Origin of the sequence: Lentzea xinjiangensis (assembly GCF_900110955.1) — a bacterium.
Lineage (GTDB): Bacteria > Actinomycetota > Actinomycetes > Mycobacteriales > Pseudonocardiaceae > Lentzea > Lentzea xinjiangensis.
In genome coordinates this window covers 835,878-851,252 of sequence record NZ_FOFR01000001.1, presented here as the reverse complement: position 1 = coordinate 851,252, position 15,375 = coordinate 835,878, and the positions used below count along the sequence as shown (strand labels likewise).

11 protein-coding genes and 1 pseudogene are annotated in these 15,375 nt (G+C 70.7%); 8 read left to right on the top strand and 4 right to left on the bottom strand.

Annotated features, from left to right (window positions below; genetic code table 11):
- Complete coding sequence (sucC, locus tag BMW88_RS04325; RefSeq protein ID WP_089949178.1) at positions 1-1,167, bottom strand: ADP-forming succinate--CoA ligase subunit beta; 1,167 nt, start codon at positions 1,165-1,167, stop codon at positions 1-3.
- 207 nt (positions 1,168-1,374) lie between these two features.
- Positions 1,375-3,045, bottom strand: a complete 1,671-nt coding sequence (locus BMW88_RS04320; protein WP_089949176.1) for a hypothetical protein — start codon at positions 3,043-3,045, stop codon at positions 1,375-1,377.
- 135 nt (positions 3,046-3,180) lie between these two features.
- On the opposite strand from BMW88_RS04320, the gene BMW88_RS04315 reads away from it, so the two are divergent.
- A complete protein-coding gene (locus BMW88_RS04315) occupies positions 3,181-4,161 on the top strand; it encodes an esterase/lipase family protein (RefSeq protein ID WP_089949175.1) in 981 nt (326 codons plus the stop codon).
- 281 nt (positions 4,162-4,442) lie between these two features.
- Positions 4,443-5,159, top strand: a complete 717-nt coding sequence (locus BMW88_RS04310) for a M23 family metallopeptidase (RefSeq protein ID WP_245777547.1) — start codon at positions 4,443-4,445, stop codon at positions 5,157-5,159.
- A 1,227-nt stretch (positions 5,160-6,386) separates the two neighbouring features.
- On the opposite strand, the gene pcrA is transcribed toward BMW88_RS04310, so the two are convergent.
- The gene (pcrA, locus tag BMW88_RS04305) at positions 6,387-8,699 is read right to left on the bottom strand and encodes a DNA helicase PcrA (RefSeq protein WP_089949172.1); all 2,313 of its coding nucleotides are present in this window, start codon (positions 8,697-8,699) and stop codon (positions 6,387-6,389) included.
- 275 nt (positions 8,700-8,974) lie between these two features.
- On the opposite strand from pcrA, the pseudogene BMW88_RS04300 reads away from it, so the two are divergent.
- A pseudogene (locus tag BMW88_RS04300) lies at positions 8,975-9,268 on the top strand (chorismate mutase); the annotation flags it as partial.
- 21 nt (positions 9,269-9,289) lie between these two features.
- On the opposite strand, the gene BMW88_RS04295 reads toward BMW88_RS04300, so the two are convergent.
- Positions 9,290-10,342 carry an arginase family protein gene (locus tag BMW88_RS04295; protein WP_089949467.1) on the bottom strand — a complete coding sequence of 351 codons (1,053 nt, stop codon included), beginning with the start codon at positions 10,340-10,342 and terminating at the stop codon, positions 9,290-9,292.
- Between the two features lie 70 nt (positions 10,343-10,412).
- Here BMW88_RS04295 and BMW88_RS04290 point away from each other — a divergent pair, with 70 nt between their 5' ends.
- The 5 genes from BMW88_RS04290 to BMW88_RS04270 all read left to right on the top strand — a co-directional run bounded on the left by BMW88_RS04290 (position 10,413) and on the right by BMW88_RS04270 (position 15,368).
- Positions 10,413-10,739 carry a hypothetical protein gene (locus BMW88_RS04290; protein WP_089949169.1) on the top strand — a complete coding sequence of 109 codons (327 nt, stop codon included), beginning with the start codon at positions 10,413-10,415 and terminating at the stop codon, positions 10,737-10,739.
- A gap of 131 nt (positions 10,740-10,870) precedes the next feature.
- The gene (locus BMW88_RS04285) at positions 10,871-11,743 is read left to right on the top strand and encodes a hypothetical protein (protein WP_089949167.1); all 873 of its coding nucleotides are present in this window, start codon (positions 10,871-10,873) and stop codon (positions 11,741-11,743) included.
- Between the two features lie 226 nt (positions 11,744-11,969).
- The gene (locus tag BMW88_RS04280; RefSeq protein ID WP_143115961.1) at positions 11,970-12,728 is read left to right on the top strand and encodes a hypothetical protein; all 759 of its coding nucleotides are present in this window, start codon (positions 11,970-11,972) and stop codon (positions 12,726-12,728) included.
- Positions 12,729-12,906: 178 nt separating this feature from the next.
- Positions 12,907-13,815 carry a hypothetical protein gene (locus BMW88_RS04275; protein WP_089949164.1) on the top strand — a complete coding sequence of 303 codons (909 nt, stop codon included), beginning with the start codon at positions 12,907-12,909 and terminating at the stop codon, positions 13,813-13,815.
- A gap of 215 nt (positions 13,816-14,030) precedes the next feature.
- The gene (locus BMW88_RS04270) at positions 14,031-15,368 is read left to right on the top strand and encodes a serine/threonine-protein kinase (protein WP_245777546.1); all 1,338 of its coding nucleotides are present in this window, start codon (positions 14,031-14,033) and stop codon (positions 15,366-15,368) included.
- The last annotated feature ends 7 nt before the right edge of the window (positions 15,369-15,375 follow it).

The window sequence follows — 15,375 nt, the reverse complement described above, 5'->3', positions numbered from 1 at the left end:
TCAGACCCCCGCAGCCGCGAGCTCGGCGGCCTTGGCGGCCGCGTTGTCCATCGTGTCGACAACGGTCACCAGCGGGTGGTTGGCCTCGGCGAGGATCGCGCGGCCCTCCTCCACGTTGTTGCCGTCGAGGCGGACGACGAGCGGCTTGGTGGCCCCGTCGCCGAGGATCTCCAGCGCCTTCACGATGCCGTTGGCCACGGCGTCGCACGCGGTGATGCCACCGAAGACGTTGACGAAGACCGAACGCACGGCCTCGTCGCCGAGGATGACGTCCAGGCCGTTCGCCATGACCTCGGCGGACGCGCCGCCGCCGATGTCGAGGAAGTTCGCGGGCTTCACGCCGTACTGCTCACCGGCGTACGCCACGACGTCCAGAGTGGACATCACGAGACCGGCGCCGTTGCCGATGATGCCGACCTCGCCGTCGAGCTTGACGTAGTTGAGGCCCTTCTCCTTGGCCTTGGCCTCGAGGGGGTTCTCCGCCTGCTTGTCGACCAGCTCGGCGTGGGCCGGGTGGCGGAAGCCGGCGTTCTCGTCCAGCGTGACCTTGCCGTCGAGCGCGACGATCTTGTCCTGCGGGTCGCGGACCAGCGGGTTGACCTCGACGAGCGTGGCGTCCTCCGCGACGAAGGTCTCCCACAGCTTGACGATCACGTCGACGACCTGGTCCTTGACCTCGGCCGGGAAGTTCGCCGCGTCGGCGATCTCCCGGGCCTTGGCCTCGTCGACGCCCTGGATGGCGTCGATGTGGATCTTCGCGAGGGCCTCCGGCTTGGTGGCCGCGACCTCCTCGATGTCCATGCCGCCCTCGACGCTCGCCATGGCGAGGAAGGTGCGGTTGGCGCGGTCGAGCAGGAAGGAGAAGTAGTACTCCTCCGCGATGTCGGAGGCGGGCGTCACCAGAACGCGGTGAACGATGTGCCCCTTGATGTCGAGCCCGAGGATGGCGGTCGCCTTCTCCTCGGTCTCCTCGGCGGTGGAAGCGAGCTTCACACCACCGGCCTTGCCGCGGCCTCCGGTCTTGACCTGGGCCTTGACGACGACCGGCTGGCCGAACTTCGCGGCGATGGCCTTGGCGTCGGCGGGGTTGGTGGCCACATCGCCCGGCAGTACCGGGACGCCGTGGGCGGCGAAGAGATCCTTCGCCTGGTACTCGTACAGGTCCACTCGGGTCTCCTGCGACGTCGGTGTCGGAACACCGCGCCTGGGTGGTCCTCAAGGGGCCGTGCGAACCCACTTGACGCGGCTGGGCCCAGACACTATCGAGCTGCAGGTACCGCTCGCACGCCACCACCGGTGAGGTCGGTCTCAACGGCGGTGAGGTCGATCACGCGTGCGCGCGCGTTATAGCGAAACACGCGCGCCAAGTCGTTCTCACCGGCTCGCGCGAGCGCCCGCCAAGCCGGCCGCGACCAGCAGGGCCGCGCAGGACGCCAGCGCGAGCCACGTGCCGGGCCCGGCCACGGCGCCGGGCACCTTGTCCCCCGTCAGCGGCAGCTCCAGCGCGCGCACGCCGAGGAGCAGCACGGCGCCGGCGAGCACGGCGGCGGCCCGAGCGGGCCTCGACCGGAGCGCGACCACGAGGCCGATGATCAGAACGATGAGGGAGCAGAGCAAGGCAGCGGAGACAGCGGCCTCACCGCCCGGCACCACGGTGGCGGCCGTGTAGTTGTCCCCGCGCACGTTCGGGAGCACGAAGGCGCCCACCGCGAAGACACCGGCCAGCAGCACCGCGCCCAGCTCGGCCACCGGCACCTGCTCCGGCTCGCCCGCTCCGGCGTTCTCCCGCTCGACGGCGCCGGCGAGACCGGCGCAGACCAGCGCGAGCAGGCCGAGGGGGAGCTCGGCGACCATCAGCCAGAAGCCGGTGCCCGGTTGTGCGATGCCGAGCTGGCTCGCGGACAGCGCGGGCTGGGCCGCGACCGCGACCGCGAGCTGGACCGCGAGGTAGCCGAACAGCAGGGCGGGACGCACCGCGGTGGCGGTCGACGGCACGAGCAACGCGAGCCCCAGCACGCCGAAGGCGAGCCCGGCGGGCCACAGGACGGTGACCGAGGCCAGCGCGGGCGCCGCGCCACCCGTCGCGAGGTCGAGCTGCGGCACGACCGCTCCGGCGAGCACCGCGGCGGCGGACAGCACGACGAGGACGCCCGCGATGACGTGCATGCGCCGCACCGACGGCAACGGCAGGTCGCGCGACCCGTCGCGCTTGCCGCGCACGAACCTGGCCAGCGGAAGGGTGAGAGGGAGGCACAGAGCGGCGACCAGCGCGAGCAGCGGGCCGATCGCGATCCCGATGCCGGGGGCGACCGCGGCGGTCACCAGTGGCGGCAGCACGACGGCCAGCAGGGCGAGCGAGACGCCGGACGTCCCGCCCTCGCGGGTGTCCGGGTCGGGTGAGCTGGCCGCGAGCGCGGTGGCGAGCGGCGCGGCGAGGGCGATCAGCAGCCCGCCGGTCAGGCCGAGCACCGGCAGGTCCCACGGCCCGCGGTCGAGCTGGAACGGGTCCGCCGAGGTGAACGGCTTGCCGAGCAGCCCCACGGTGGCCAGCGCGGCGATGATCACACAGCGGGTCACGAGGCCCGCCGGTTCCGACTCGTCGGCGGGCATCCCGGCGCGGCCGGACGCGAGCGCGCCGCCCGCGATCACCAGCACGTGCCCGGCGACCAGCAGCCAGAGCCCGGCGGACGGGGTGACCGCGACCAGGGTCGCCGGCCGGAACAGCTCCGGCCGCGCCACCGCCATCGCGTCGAACGCGATCTGCAGGTCGCTCAGCAGGCGCCCGACGGCGAAGGCACCGACCGCGGCGATCAACCCCGCCGCGACGAACGGCCGGCCGCGGAAGAGCAGCACCCCTGCGGCGGCGGGGGGCGCGAGCGCCAGCAGGGCGAGCAGCGGCCACGAGGTGAACGCGGGTTCCGCCCCCTCGACCACGCCGAGCAGCGGGCCCGCGGCGAGGAGGAGGGAGCCGGCCGCGGCGAGCCCCCACGAGGTGCGCAGCCTGCCGGCCGCCGGGGTCTGGTTCTCGAGCTCGGTGCGAGTCATCGCGGGCGAACCTAGCAAGACCGGGGTGCCGCCTCCCGTCGCCGTCCGCGACCTGCTGAGACGAACTTCGTTCGCATGTGAAATTCGGCCGCCGGGTACTCCTGGTGGGTGACTTCATCACTTACCGTCGCTCGTATGGGCGACAACGGCCGGTCGTGGCTCGCGCGTCTCACCGACGCCGTCCTCGACCGCGCCGGCTGGGGGGCGCACACCGCGCGTGACGTCGCGGAAGAGGTCAAGGTCGCGTTGCGCGCATTGGCCACGCCCGGTGGCCTGCGCGGCGCCGCGGTGGAAGCGGCCTGGCTGACGGCCCACGCCGTGCTCTACCCGTGGGGCGCGGTCACCGAGCAGCTCCGCCAGGAAGGCCAGTTCCGGCACTACCGCACCGACGGCCTGCCGCCGCGCCAGCGGGGGCTGATGGTTTCGGCGATGGAAGCGGCGGGCACCCCGATCGTGTTGGTGCATGGCATCGGGGACAACCGCTCCGCCTTCGCGGTGCTGTCGGGGGCGCTGCGGAGGCGGGGCTTCGGGGTCGTGCACGCCATCAACTACAGCGTGCTGACGGCGTTGACCGGGGACGTCCGCCGCTCGGCCGCCCTGCTCGGCGCGCACGTCGAGCGGATCTGCGAGCAGACCGGCGCGGACCAGGTGCATGTGGTCGGTCATTCCCTCGGCGGCCTCATCGCCAGGTATTACGTGCAACGGCTGAACGGTGACTCACGCGTTCGCACACTCGTGACCTTGGGGACGCCGCACCGCGGCACCCTCGCCGCCTACTTGCTGCCGACGCCGCTGACCAAACAACTGCGTCCGGGATCAGAGCTCCTGGAGGAGCTCGCCGAGCCGTGCCGGCCCTGCCGCACGCGCTTCGTCGTCGTCTGGTCGGAGATGGACCAGATCATCGTCCCGCAGCGCAACGCCCGGCTGGAGCACTCCTCATTACGCGTCGAGGAGCACCAGATACGTGATTCAGGTCACCTTTCTTTGCCGGTTGACACCAGGACTCTTCACGTCGTTGTGACGGCCATCACCCAATCGGATGACTTGTCAACTCACCCCATCGCCGCTGGCGGCGAGGCATGTCGCCCGCCCGGCATGACCGACGGTCACAGTTGACAGATAAAACCTCCTGGTTGCCGCCTGTTCGGTGGACGTAACGAACTGGGGTTTGCCCTCCGAGGCTTCCCGCCGTTACTGTCCCCCGGTCCGTTGTCACGGTCTGATCACAGAAGGACACCGAGTCAGAACCCCGAATCCTGACTCACCGGGAATCCCCCGCCCGGCGGTCCACCCGATCAGGCTCCCCGAAGGCGGAAGGGCAAGCTTTGAGTCACCACCGCTCCCCCGGCGGCCATGAACGCAGTGCTGCGCTTGAAGAGGCAGTCGACCGCGCTGCAGTGCGCCCGGTCGGCGCCCACCGGCTCCCCCCGCCACCGTCGGCGCTTCGCGGACGCATCGTCGTCGCCGCCGTCGCAGTAGGTGCTTTCGCCGCGGCAGGTGCAGGTCAGACCCTGCAGGCCGCCACGGACGACAGCCAGGACGTGCAGCTCGCGAACCACTCCGACGGCGCCGCCACGTTCGACGGCACCGGTGGCGACACCGCGTCCGCCCCCCAGATCCTCGCGGTCTCCAGGACCACGTCGGAAGGTTCCGCGGAAGCCGCCAAGCTCCTGCGCAGCCAGCAGCTCACCACCGAGCGCGAGGCCGTCGAGGCCGAGAAGAAGCGCCCGAAGTTCTTCCGCCCCGCGGCCGGCGACTTCACCTCCGGCTACGGCGGCCGCTGGGGCACCATGCACCTCGGCATCGACATCGCCGGTCCGATCGGCACCCCGATCCTCTCGGTCGCCGACGGCGTCGTGATCGAGGCGGGTCCCGCCTCCGGCTTCGGCCTCTGGGTTCGCGTCGAGCACGCCGACGGCACCATCACCGTCTACGGCCACGTCGACACCTACAGCGTCCGCGTGGGCCAGCAGGTCAAGGCGGGCCAGCAGATCGCCCGCATGGGCAACCGCGGCTTCTCCACCGGCCCCCACCTGCACTTCGAGGTCTGGAACCCCGGCGGCCAGAAGATCAACCCGCTCACGTGGCTGAACGCTCGTGGCGTGACCGTCTGATTCGGTTTAGGTTTGAGCCCAGGTTCGGACTCTGCCGAACTACGGCTGAGTAGCTTCGTGATGGCTCGTGGGCAGCTTGGCCACCTCCGCATACGGGTCGGGCTGTTCTCGGGTCTCAGAGGCCTCTACAGGGTCCCAACGGGGCTCCTGTTGCGCTTATTCCGCGCTTGAGCGGGATGCCGTCTCGTTTGGGAGGCGGCATCGCGCGGGTCGGCCGGCCCGGTTGGCGGACCCGGTTGGCGGGTCGGTTTCGGGCGTTCCCGGTGGGGTGGTGCCTCATGCGGTTGATGATGCCCGGTGGGTCTGACAATTCTCGGCGCTTGCCGGTCTGAGCTGCGCTTTTGGCCTGAGTTTTGGGCCGGGAAGCGTTGCCTGCGCGGTGCGGCTTGGGCTGTGTGGCGCGGTTGGTAGCGCGGCGCGGCTGGGCAGTGTGCGGCGTGGTTGGGGCTGCGTTGAGATCGCCCTGGTTCGGCGTGAGTTCTCTGGTCGGCGGGCGAGAGACAGTGCGGCCGGACCGCTCTCCCGTTCGGTCCGGCCGCACCTCGCCGCGAAGTCAGGCCCCTCGCCCGTTCTTCGCTCCCCTTTGTCGGCAGGCTGCTCCCCTGTGCCTTGGACCGCCCCGAACGTTCCCTGGCTGTGCTGCTTGCGACACCCACATAGACGTACGAGTTCGCACCTCGTTGCGTGGGTTCTTCGGCTTTTTCCTACTTTTTGCCTGGGGAGGCTGGGTGGGGCGGAGGACCTGGTCAGGTGGGGTGTTCAGGGGGTGGGGCGGTCTTGATTGGCGGGTCGGACTGGTTCCGTAAATCGTCTTCCCGCAGCTGGTTCGGTGATTGGTTCGCCGGGTGGTTGCGTTTGCTGGTTGGGTTCCTGTTTCAGGCGCGGGGCTCCGCCCCGGCCCCCGCCGATCTGATCCAGGACCGGGCCGGTGCCGCTCTCAGGCTGATGGCACGCCTGTTGCTTTGGGCGGCTTGCTGTTGCGTGCGTCTTGGGGTGTGGCGTGGTCCCGGCACGAGTCGCACCAGAGGCGGCCACACCCATCCCCAGGCGCGGCAAAGGCTTCGGCACGACTCGTGACGGGACCACGCCACCCACCTCGTGTGGGGGAAGGACGGCTCGGCTTCGCCGTCGTTTCAGCTCGCCCTCGCGCTTGGGCGGTTCGCCTTCGGCTCGCGGTGCAGGGCCTGCGGGTGTGCGACTGGTGGTGCTTCCGCGTGGTGTGCGGTGTCAGAGCTTGGTCATGGGGACGCTGCCGATCAGCATCAGGCGGACTGTGCCGGAGCCGCCGAAGTCGATCGTCGCCGTGGCCCTCAGGCCCGCGCCGTCCACGGCGACCACTCGGCCCAGGCCGTACTTGTCGTGGGTCACGCGGTCGCCCACTTCCAGCTTCATCGCCGGGGCGTCCTTCCAGCCCGCTTTGCCGGGGGCCGGGCGGGAGAGGCCTCGGGAGGCGATGCCGCCGGAGGCGGAGCGGCTCCAGGTGGTGGCGGCCGCCGGGGCTGAGCGGGAGGGCTCCACCCGGCGCCAGTCGATCAGGTCCTGGGGGATTTCGCCCAGGAAGCGGGAGGCCGGGTTGGCCGAGGGCTGGCCCCAGGCCGAGCGGACCAGGGCCCTGGAGAGGTACAGGCGGCGCTGGGCCCTGGTGATGCCCACGTAGGCCAGGCGGCGTTCCTCCGCCAGTTCTGCCGGGTCGCCCAGGGCTCGCATGTGGGGGAAGACGCCGTCTTCCCAGCCCGTGCTGAAGACGACCGGGTATTCGAGGCCCTTGGCCGTGTGGATGGTCATCAGGGTGACCACGCCGTCGGACTCCGCGTCGGGGATCGAGTCGGCGTCGGCCACCAGGGAGACCCGCTCCAGGAAGGCCGGGAGGGACGGGACCGGGTCCGCGCCTTCGGGGAGCTCCAGTTCGGTGAACTCGCGGGCGACCGTGACCAGCTCGTTGAGGTTTTCGACCCTCGTGTGGTCCTGGGGGTCCTCGCTCGCTTCCAGTTCGGTGCGGTAGCCGGTCTTCTCCAGGACGGCTTCGAGGATGTCGGCCACGTCGTCCTCGCGCTCGACCATCTCGCCGAGCTGGTCCATGAGTTCCACGAAGCCGGCGATGGCGTTGCGGGAGCGCGGGTTCAGCATCGGGACGCGGTCGTGCACCGCTTCGCGCAGGGCCGCGGCGAAGCTGATGCGCTCGCGGTCCGCGTAGGCCGCCACGCAGGCTTCCGCTCGCTCGCCGATGCCCCGCTTGGGGACGTTGAGGATGCGGCGCAGCGAGACCGTGTCCTCCGGGTTGGCCAGGGTGCGGAGGTAGGCGAGGGCGTCGCGGACCTCACGGCGCTCGTAGAAGCGGACGCCGCCCACCACGCGGTAGGGCAGGCCGAGGCGGATGAAGATCTCCTCGAAGACCCGCGACTGGTTGTTGGTGCGGTAGAAGACGGCGATCTCGGAGTTGTTGACCTCGCCGCCGTCGACCAGGCGGTCGATCTCGTTCGCGACGAAGGCCGCTTCGTCGTGCTCGTTGTCGGCCACGTAGCCGACGATCTTCTCGCCCTCGCCGAGGTCGGACCACAGGGTCTTGTCGCGGCGGTTGGGGTTGCGGGAGATCACCGCGTTGGCCGCCGTCAGGATGTTCTGCGTGGAGCGGTAGTTCTGCTCCAGCAGGATCGTGGTGGCGTCGGGGTAGTCGCGCTCGAACTCGACGATGTTGCGGATCGTGGCGCCGCGGAAGGCGTAGATCGACTGGTCCGCGTCGCCCACCACGCAGAGCTCGGCCGGGGGGAGCTCGCCGCCCGCCTTGCCCACCAGTTCGCGCACGAGGGTGTACTGCGCGTGGTTCGTGTCCTGGTACTCGTCGACCAGGACGTGGCGGAAGCGGCGGCGGTAGTGCTCCGCCACGTCCGGGAACGTCTGGAGCAGCTCCACCGTCCTCATGATGAGGTCGTCGAAGTCGAGCGAGTTCGACTCGGTCAGGCGGCGCTGGTAGACGGCGTAGACCTCGGCGACGCGGCGTTCCAGGTCGTTCGTGGCCTGGGCGGTGGCGGTCTCCGGGTCGACGAGCTCGTTCTTGAGGTTCGAGATGTGCACGGCCAGGGTGCGGGCCGCGTACTTCTTCGGGTCGAGGTCGAGATCGCGGGCGACGAGCGTGATGAGCCGGCGCGTGTCGTCGCTGTCGTAGATCGAGAAGTTCGACGACATGCCCAGGGTCTTCGCCTCGCGGCGCATGACGCGGACGCACATCGAGTGGAACGTCGACACCCACATCGAGCGGGCGCGGGCGCCCACCATGTCGGCGACGCGCTCCTTCATCTCCGCGGCGGCCTTGTTCGTGAACGTGATGGCCATGATCTGGCCGGGGTGCACGTCGCGTTCCGCGAGCAGGTACGCGATCCGCCTGGTGAGGACGCGCGTCTTGCCGGAGCCGGCGCCCGCCACCACGAGCAGGGGTGAGCCGGCGTGCTCGACGGCACGGCGCTGCGCGGGGTTCAGGTCGTCGAGCAGGTGGCCCGCGCGGGAAACGGGGGGACTTGAGGGCAAGTCGAACAAGGCGCTCATCGTTCATCCACGGTACCGGGCGGCACCGACAAAACCCGTACCGCCCGACCACGTGTTCGACCGGACGCCCGTCCGGGGTGGGTGTCCCACGTGGTGGGCGCGCCGCCCGCGGGACTTGGCGGCCGCCGCGGGTTCTGTGCAACACTGGGATCGTGCGCTCGACGTTCTTCGAGTTTTTCTACGGGACCCGGACTCCGGCTCCCGTGGTCGTCCAGCGCTGAAAAGCCACCACGAAGCCCCGGAGTCCTCGGACCCCGGGGCTTCGTCGCTTCCGGGACCAGGACTCGAAGAGTCGAGAGGTCGTCAAGAAGATGGACACCAGCACCGAACCGGACATCGACCAGCTGCGCCAGGAGATCGACCACCTGGACGCGGAGATCCTGCGCCTCGTGCAACGCCGCGTCGAGGTGTCCAAGATCATCGGCGCGGCCCGCATGGCGGCCGGCGGCACGAAGATCGTGCACAACCGCGAGATCGACGTCCTCAACCGCTACCGGTCGCTCGGCCCGGAGGGCAAGGACCTCGCGATGACCCTGCTCAAGATGGGCCGCGGCCCGCTCGGCAGGTAGTCGCCGCGGCCTGGCCCGGCGTCACAGCACGCCGGGCCAAAAAGGCCGCAGGGCCGCCAGCACCCGCTCGAGGTCCGCGGTCACGAGCCGGGCCTCGTCCGGCACGTAGGCCAGCGGGTCCTCGAGCAACGGCTCCGGCAACCGCAGGAGGCCCTCGGCCAGCGCGTGCAGGCACAGCGCCGAGTACCCGCGCAGGTAGCCGCCCTCCTGGGTGAGCACGATCCGCGTCCCGAACGACGCCACCCGCCGCCCGATCTCGCGGTAGCCCGCGGCGGTGAGGTTGTGCCGGCCGTTCGGGTCGAACGCCGACCCGTCGAACCCGGACGCGCACACCAGCAGGTCCGGTGCGAACTCGCGCAGCAGCGGGAACGCGATCTCGTCGAGCGCGCGCAGGTAGGCCGTGTCGCCCGCACCCAATGACAGTTCGATGTTCACGTTCCGGCCGTTGGCGCCCACCTCCGATGGCGCGCCTGTCTGCGGGTGGTTCGTGCCCCACGATCCGTGCCGCATGTGCACAGAGATGGTCAACACGTCCGGCCGGTCGTAGAACACCTCCTGCGTGCCGTTGCCGTGGTGCACGTCCCAGTCGAGGACGGCGACCCGCAGCCCTTGGCGCCGCGCGGTCTCCGCTACCAGAGCGGCGTTGTTGACGAAGCAGTAGCCGTCCGCCATGTCCGGCTGCGCGTGGTGGCCCGGTGGCCGCACGAGCGCGTACGCCAGCGGCGCACCGGACTCCAGCGCCGCCAACGACGTCCCCGCCGCCGCCGAGGCCGCACGCCACGTTTCCGGCCCTACGACCGTGTTCACTTCCAGCGGCACACGCGTCGAGACGCGCAACGAGTCCAAGTACCCGGCTGTGTGGACGCGCAGAAGTTCGTCGACGGACGCGTGCCGTCCCTCGTGCCACCGCAGATGACCGGCCACCGGGCCGTGCGTCAACGCGTGCCGGAACGTGCGCAACCGCGCGGCGTTCTCCGGGTGCGGCTCGGCGATGTCGAGCCACGGCCAGGAGCCCGGCAGCTCCCACAGACCTTCGCCGGCGTCGTGCTCGAGGCAGTCGTCGTGCCAGAACATGTCCACGCCACTCGGATATCAGGGCGATCACGGATGGTCCACCGGAAAAAATCGGGGGCACACTGGACTCATGGGCCTCATCGCCGCACTGATCGCCATCGCCGGCCTGCTCGCCGCCTTGGCGCACGACGCATACCTGGGCTTGCTCGGCTCGGCCGCGAACAAGAAGGGCCTCGCCGGAGCACCCGTCTCGCAGTTCGTCCGCAGCCGCTGGAAGACCGCGATCGCCACGACCGCCGGCGCGGCGATCGGCCTGCTGATCACCAGCGGCGACCCGCTGGCCGCCGACGTGATCGGCGCGCTGGTCGCGGGCGGCAGCGGCCTGGTCGCGCTCAACGGCGTGCAGAAGACGCACAAGCAGCTCAGCAGCGGCCAGGCGCAGCTCCCGCCCCGGTAGCAGGTGCGGCGGCCGGGGGCTGCCGCACGCGCTTCACACAATCGAGTGTCGCTCGTCCCAAACTCCCCCTTTCGGTTGTTTCGACACCTCCGGACGGCCCTACCCTGATTGCGTCGCAGGAGGGTGTCGGGATGGACGAACAGCCGGGCAAACATCGACTCGACGACGGTGTCGCGCAGCAGCCGCGCCCCGTCGGCGGAGGTGACCGCATCCCGTTGCAGCGGGGCCGCCAGCCCGACCCGCTGCAGGACACCGACGGTCTGCGGAAGTTCAACATCGGGCTGGTGCCCGCCTCGGTCACGCCGCCGCGCACCTGGAAGCGCGCGGCCTGGTTCGCCGTCGTCTCCTCGGTGCTCGTGCTGGTCGCGCTGAGCGTCGCCGCGGCCAAGCTGGTCGGCGGCGGCGGTGAGGTGGAGACGGTGGGGCTGCCCGGCTACCCGTCGGACGTGCCGCTCATCTCCGCGCTGCCCACCGGCCGCACCAGCCCGTCGGCCACCGGCGCCAGGCCCTCGGCCGCGGGCACCGGCACGGGCGCGCCGGTTCCCGGTGCGTCCTCGCCCGGCGAGGCCTCCCCCGGCTCGGCCTCACCCGGAGCGTCGAGGTCGACCGGCCAGGGCTCCGCCACGAGCGCCAGGCCGCCGGCGACCGCGCCCCCCGTCATCACCACGCTGCCGGTCACGCAGGCGCCCGCGGTCGACGGTGCGGCGATCGCCCAGAAGACCGAGCACTTCTACCGCGAGATGGCCACGAACGCGGACACGGCACTCGCCCTGACCACGGACACCGTGCGGTCCAACGCCGACACGCTCCTCGAAGGCAGGCTCGGCGACATCTCGGCCATCGAGGTGAAGGAGATCGTGGTCGACCCGGGCAGGGGGCTCACCGTCAGCGTGCTGCGGGTGACGACCAAGGACGGCGCGGTCAACACCGAGAAGCGGGAGCTCAGCTTCACGCTCGGCGACCTGCCGCTGATCAACGGTGAACGGTTGAAGACCGACCGCTGAAGTGGCTCAAGGTCAGGGCCCGAGTGACCGACCGTAGTAGGTGACACCATCGAGCGAACCCCGAGCACCGCTGGACGCCACGGACGGTTGAAGTCCTCCTAGAAGCTGGCGTTGTCACGCGAGCCCAAGGTACGTCTTCAGGTGACCACGGACAGTACGGAGGGCGAGACCAGTGCAGCGTCCCGCGACGACCGGCCGGAGGCACACCCGCACCGGGTCGATCAGCGTGGCTGAGCTGATGAAACAGCAGCCGATGCGCATCCCGTCGACCGAGGAAGCCGCCACCGACGCCCTCGTCACCTCGCTGCTCGGCCCGACCGAGAACATGACCGCCACGACGGCCGTCATCCCGGTCGTCCCCCGCCGGCGGCGCCGCGCGAAGGTGACCCGCGCCGCCCAGGCCGCCGGGCTGCTGACCGGCGCGATCGTGCTGGCCTCGTCGATCACGGGCGCGGCGATCCTCGCGGCCAACCGGCCGGCGAACACCGGCGTCCCGCGCTCCGAGCAGCCCGTCGCGCTGTCCGGCGCGAGCGCGCTGCGCCCCGACGTGCTGTCCGCGCAGCTCCCGGACGAGCGCAGGCCGGTGCCGACCACCCTCGACACCCCGATGCCGGAGCCGTCCGCGCTACTGCTGCTCGAGGCGCCGGAACCGGCCACGCCCGAGGTCTCGGTCGGTCCCCAGCCGCAGGTCGACGTGGTGAAGCGGTTCTACGAGCTGCTCACCACCAAGCCGAACTCGGCGGCCAGGCTGCTCTCGCCCGACCTGGTCGGCGCGAACCCCAAGGAGTTCGTCGAGTCCTGGGACATGATCAAGACGGTGAACGTCGACCAGACCTCGCTGCGGCCGGACGGCTCGGTGCTCGCGGTGGTGTCGATGCAGGAGCACAGCGGGGGCTGGCTGCGCGTCGAACAGCTCTTCTGGCTCACCGACACGACCCAGCCGCGGATCGTCGGCACCGAGGTCCTCTCGGCGCAGCGGAGTTAGGCGAATCGGTTCGGTCGCGCCCAACTGATTCGCCGTTCGCAGTCGAACGGTGACCGCTCGTCGCGAAAACCAGGTTCTCACCGTGAAAATTCCCCCATAGGGGTTACATCTCGGGTCACGATTCGGTATCCATATCCCCGCCAGTGCGCGAACGCGAACTTGGAAGGGTGAACGAGCGGTGTCGATTGAGGACCATCGTCGACGGCTGAACGGTACGTCGGAGTCGACCGGCCAGCTGTCCGTCGCCGAGCTGATCGCCCGCCGCGAGGCGGAGACCGTCGAGTTCCCGGTGATCACCGACGACATCACTCCCGAGGCGTTCGAGCCGACGATCAAGTTCAAGTCGGTCAAGGCTCCCGGCAGCAAGCCGAAGAAGCAGCCGATGCGCGAGCTGCACATCACCGAGCTGCTGCGCCGTGAGGGCCGGACCGACGACACGCAGCGCGGCGGGTTCACCGTCGGCAAGCTGGCCGTCGCCGCCAGCGGTGGCGTGGTCCTGTGCGGGTCGATGGCGTTCGGCGCCTCCTCGTGGCTGTCCTCGCCGGACGAGCGCCCGCTCGCCGAGGTGCGGTTCGACGAGCGCGCCCAGGCCCGCGGCGCCAGCGCCGGCACCGAGGGCGTGGTGAAGCTGCCGTCGAACAAGACCCAGCAGGCCGACGCGACCGAGACCGAGCAGGCCGAGCCGACGACGGACGCGACCACGCGCGTCGCGCCGTACGTCCAGCAGAAGCAACAGCAGCAGAAGCAGCGCCCGGCACAGCAGACCCCGGCGCCGGCGCAGACCCAGCAGCCGACGCAGCAGCCCACCTCCGAGGCGCCGCCGGTCGCGAGCACGCCGTCCACGCCGACGGAGACCAGCCGGCCGAGCACGCCGCCGTCGACCCAGACGCCTCCGCCGCCGAGCTCGACGTCGGGCAACCCGCCCAGCAGCAGCACCCCGCCCAGCAGCACCCCGCCGAGCTCGAACCCGCTGCCCACCCCGGCCAACCCGGTCGACGTGAGCGTGGACCTCGGTCTGCTCGACCCGGTCCTCAACACCGTGGGCGACGCCGTCGGCGGATTCGACTTCTTCGCTCCGGCGAACTGACGTACGACGGGTAGCTGAGCGGCGGCCCTCGACAGGTACCCTGTGCGGGCACTCCGGACAGCCGCTGACTACCGCACGAGGAGCACGAGCGTGGGACCTGCTGCCAGCGCAGTCTCCCTGTCCTCGCGTGCCGGGGAACCACCGTCGTCGCGCGTCCGGGCTTGCCCGTCACCGCACGTCCTCCTGTCACGGCTCGGCACAGCCGAGGTGATCTCGTGACGACGTCCGACACCTCGGACGGCCGTCTGATCGCCGACCGCTACCGCTTCCTCGACCGCATCGGCTCCGGCGCGATGGGCATCGTCTGGCGCGCCCACGACGAACGCCTCGGGCGCGAGGTGGCGATCAAGCAGTTGCTGCTGGCACCCGGCCTGGACGAGGCCGAGCAGGACGAGGCCATCCAGCGCGCCATGCGCGAGGGCCGGATCGCCGCCAAGCTGCACCACCCGAACGCCATCGCGGTGTACGACGTCGTCGAGGAAGACGGCGTCCCGTGCCTGGTCATGGAGTACCTGCCGTCCTACAGCCTCGCCGACGCGCTGGCCGAGGGCGGGCCGATGGACCCGCTCGAGGTCGCGAGCATCGGCACCCAGTGCGCGGCGGCGCTGGCCGCGGCGCACGCGGCGGGGATCGTGCACCGCGACGTGAAGCCCGGCAACGTGCTGATCGCCGAGAACGGCGTCGTCAAGATCACCGACTTCGGCATCTCGCGGGCCTCGGACGACATCACGGTCACCAAGACCGGGCTGATCGCCGGCACGCCCGCGTACCTCGCGCCGGAGATCGCGCGGGGCCAGGACCCGACGCCGGCCTCGGACGTCTACTCGCTCGGTTCGACGTTGTTCGCCGCGATGGAGGGCGAACCGCCCTATGGAGTGAGCGAGAACACTCTCGGTGTTCTGCACGCCGTCGCCGCCGGGCGGATCAAGCCGCCGACGGTCGACCACCCGCTCGCCGACACGCTGCTGTACCTGCTGAACTTCGAGCCGGACGACCGGCCGACGATGGCCCAGGCCCGCGACATCCTGAACGCCATCGCGCACGGCCGTTCGCCGTCGTTCAGCGGTCTGGCGGTGCCCGCGGGACCCGACCCGACGACCTTCGTGGAGCCCGAGCGGACTCGCGTGGTTCGCCCGGCGCAACGCACGTCGCCGCAGCGGACCGCGCCGCCGATGGTGCCCGCGGGTGGCAGGCAGCAGGACAACCGGCCACTGGTGGTCGCGGCGGTGGTGCTGGCGTTGTTGCTGGTGATCGGTGGTCTCATGGTTGCCCTGGGGGTGTTCGACAAGGAGCAGGAGACGCCGTCGGCTCCGCCTCCGAGCTCGTCCTCGGTGGCCCCGGCGACGACCGAGGCTTCCGCACCGGGGGTGACCACCACCACGGCGCAGGCAACCACGACGCAAGAAACGACGTCTGCTCAGAGGACGACTACAACTACGACCACTACAACGACGACGACGACCACGACGACCACGACGACGACGACCACGACCACGAGGCCGCCGTCGTCCGCGCCGGTAAGTTCCAGCGTCCCACCGCCTCCGGCGGGCTAAACGCTGT

Bases quoted from the DNA above. Each gene is read 5' to 3' on its own strand.
- BMW88_RS04320 (WP_089949176.1), bottom strand. From the start codon at position 3,045: ATGACTCGCACCGAGCTCGAGAACCAGACCCCGGCGGCCGGCAGGCTG.
- BMW88_RS04295 (WP_089949467.1), bottom strand. From the start codon at position 10,342: ATGTTCTGGCACGACGACTGCCTCGAGCACGACGCCGGCGAAGGTCTG.
- BMW88_RS04285 (WP_089949167.1), top strand. From the start codon at position 10,871: ATGGACGAACAGCCGGGCAAACATCGACTCGACGACGGTGTCGCGCAG.
- pcrA (WP_089949172.1), bottom strand. From the start codon at position 8,699: ATGAGCGCCTTGTTCGACTTGCCCTCAAGTCCCCCCGTTTCCCGCGCG.
- BMW88_RS04315 (WP_089949175.1), top strand. From the start codon at position 3,181: ATGGGCGACAACGGCCGGTCGTGGCTCGCGCGTCTCACCGACGCCGTC.
- BMW88_RS04290 (WP_089949169.1), top strand. From the start codon at position 10,413: ATGGGCCTCATCGCCGCACTGATCGCCATCGCCGGCCTGCTCGCCGCC.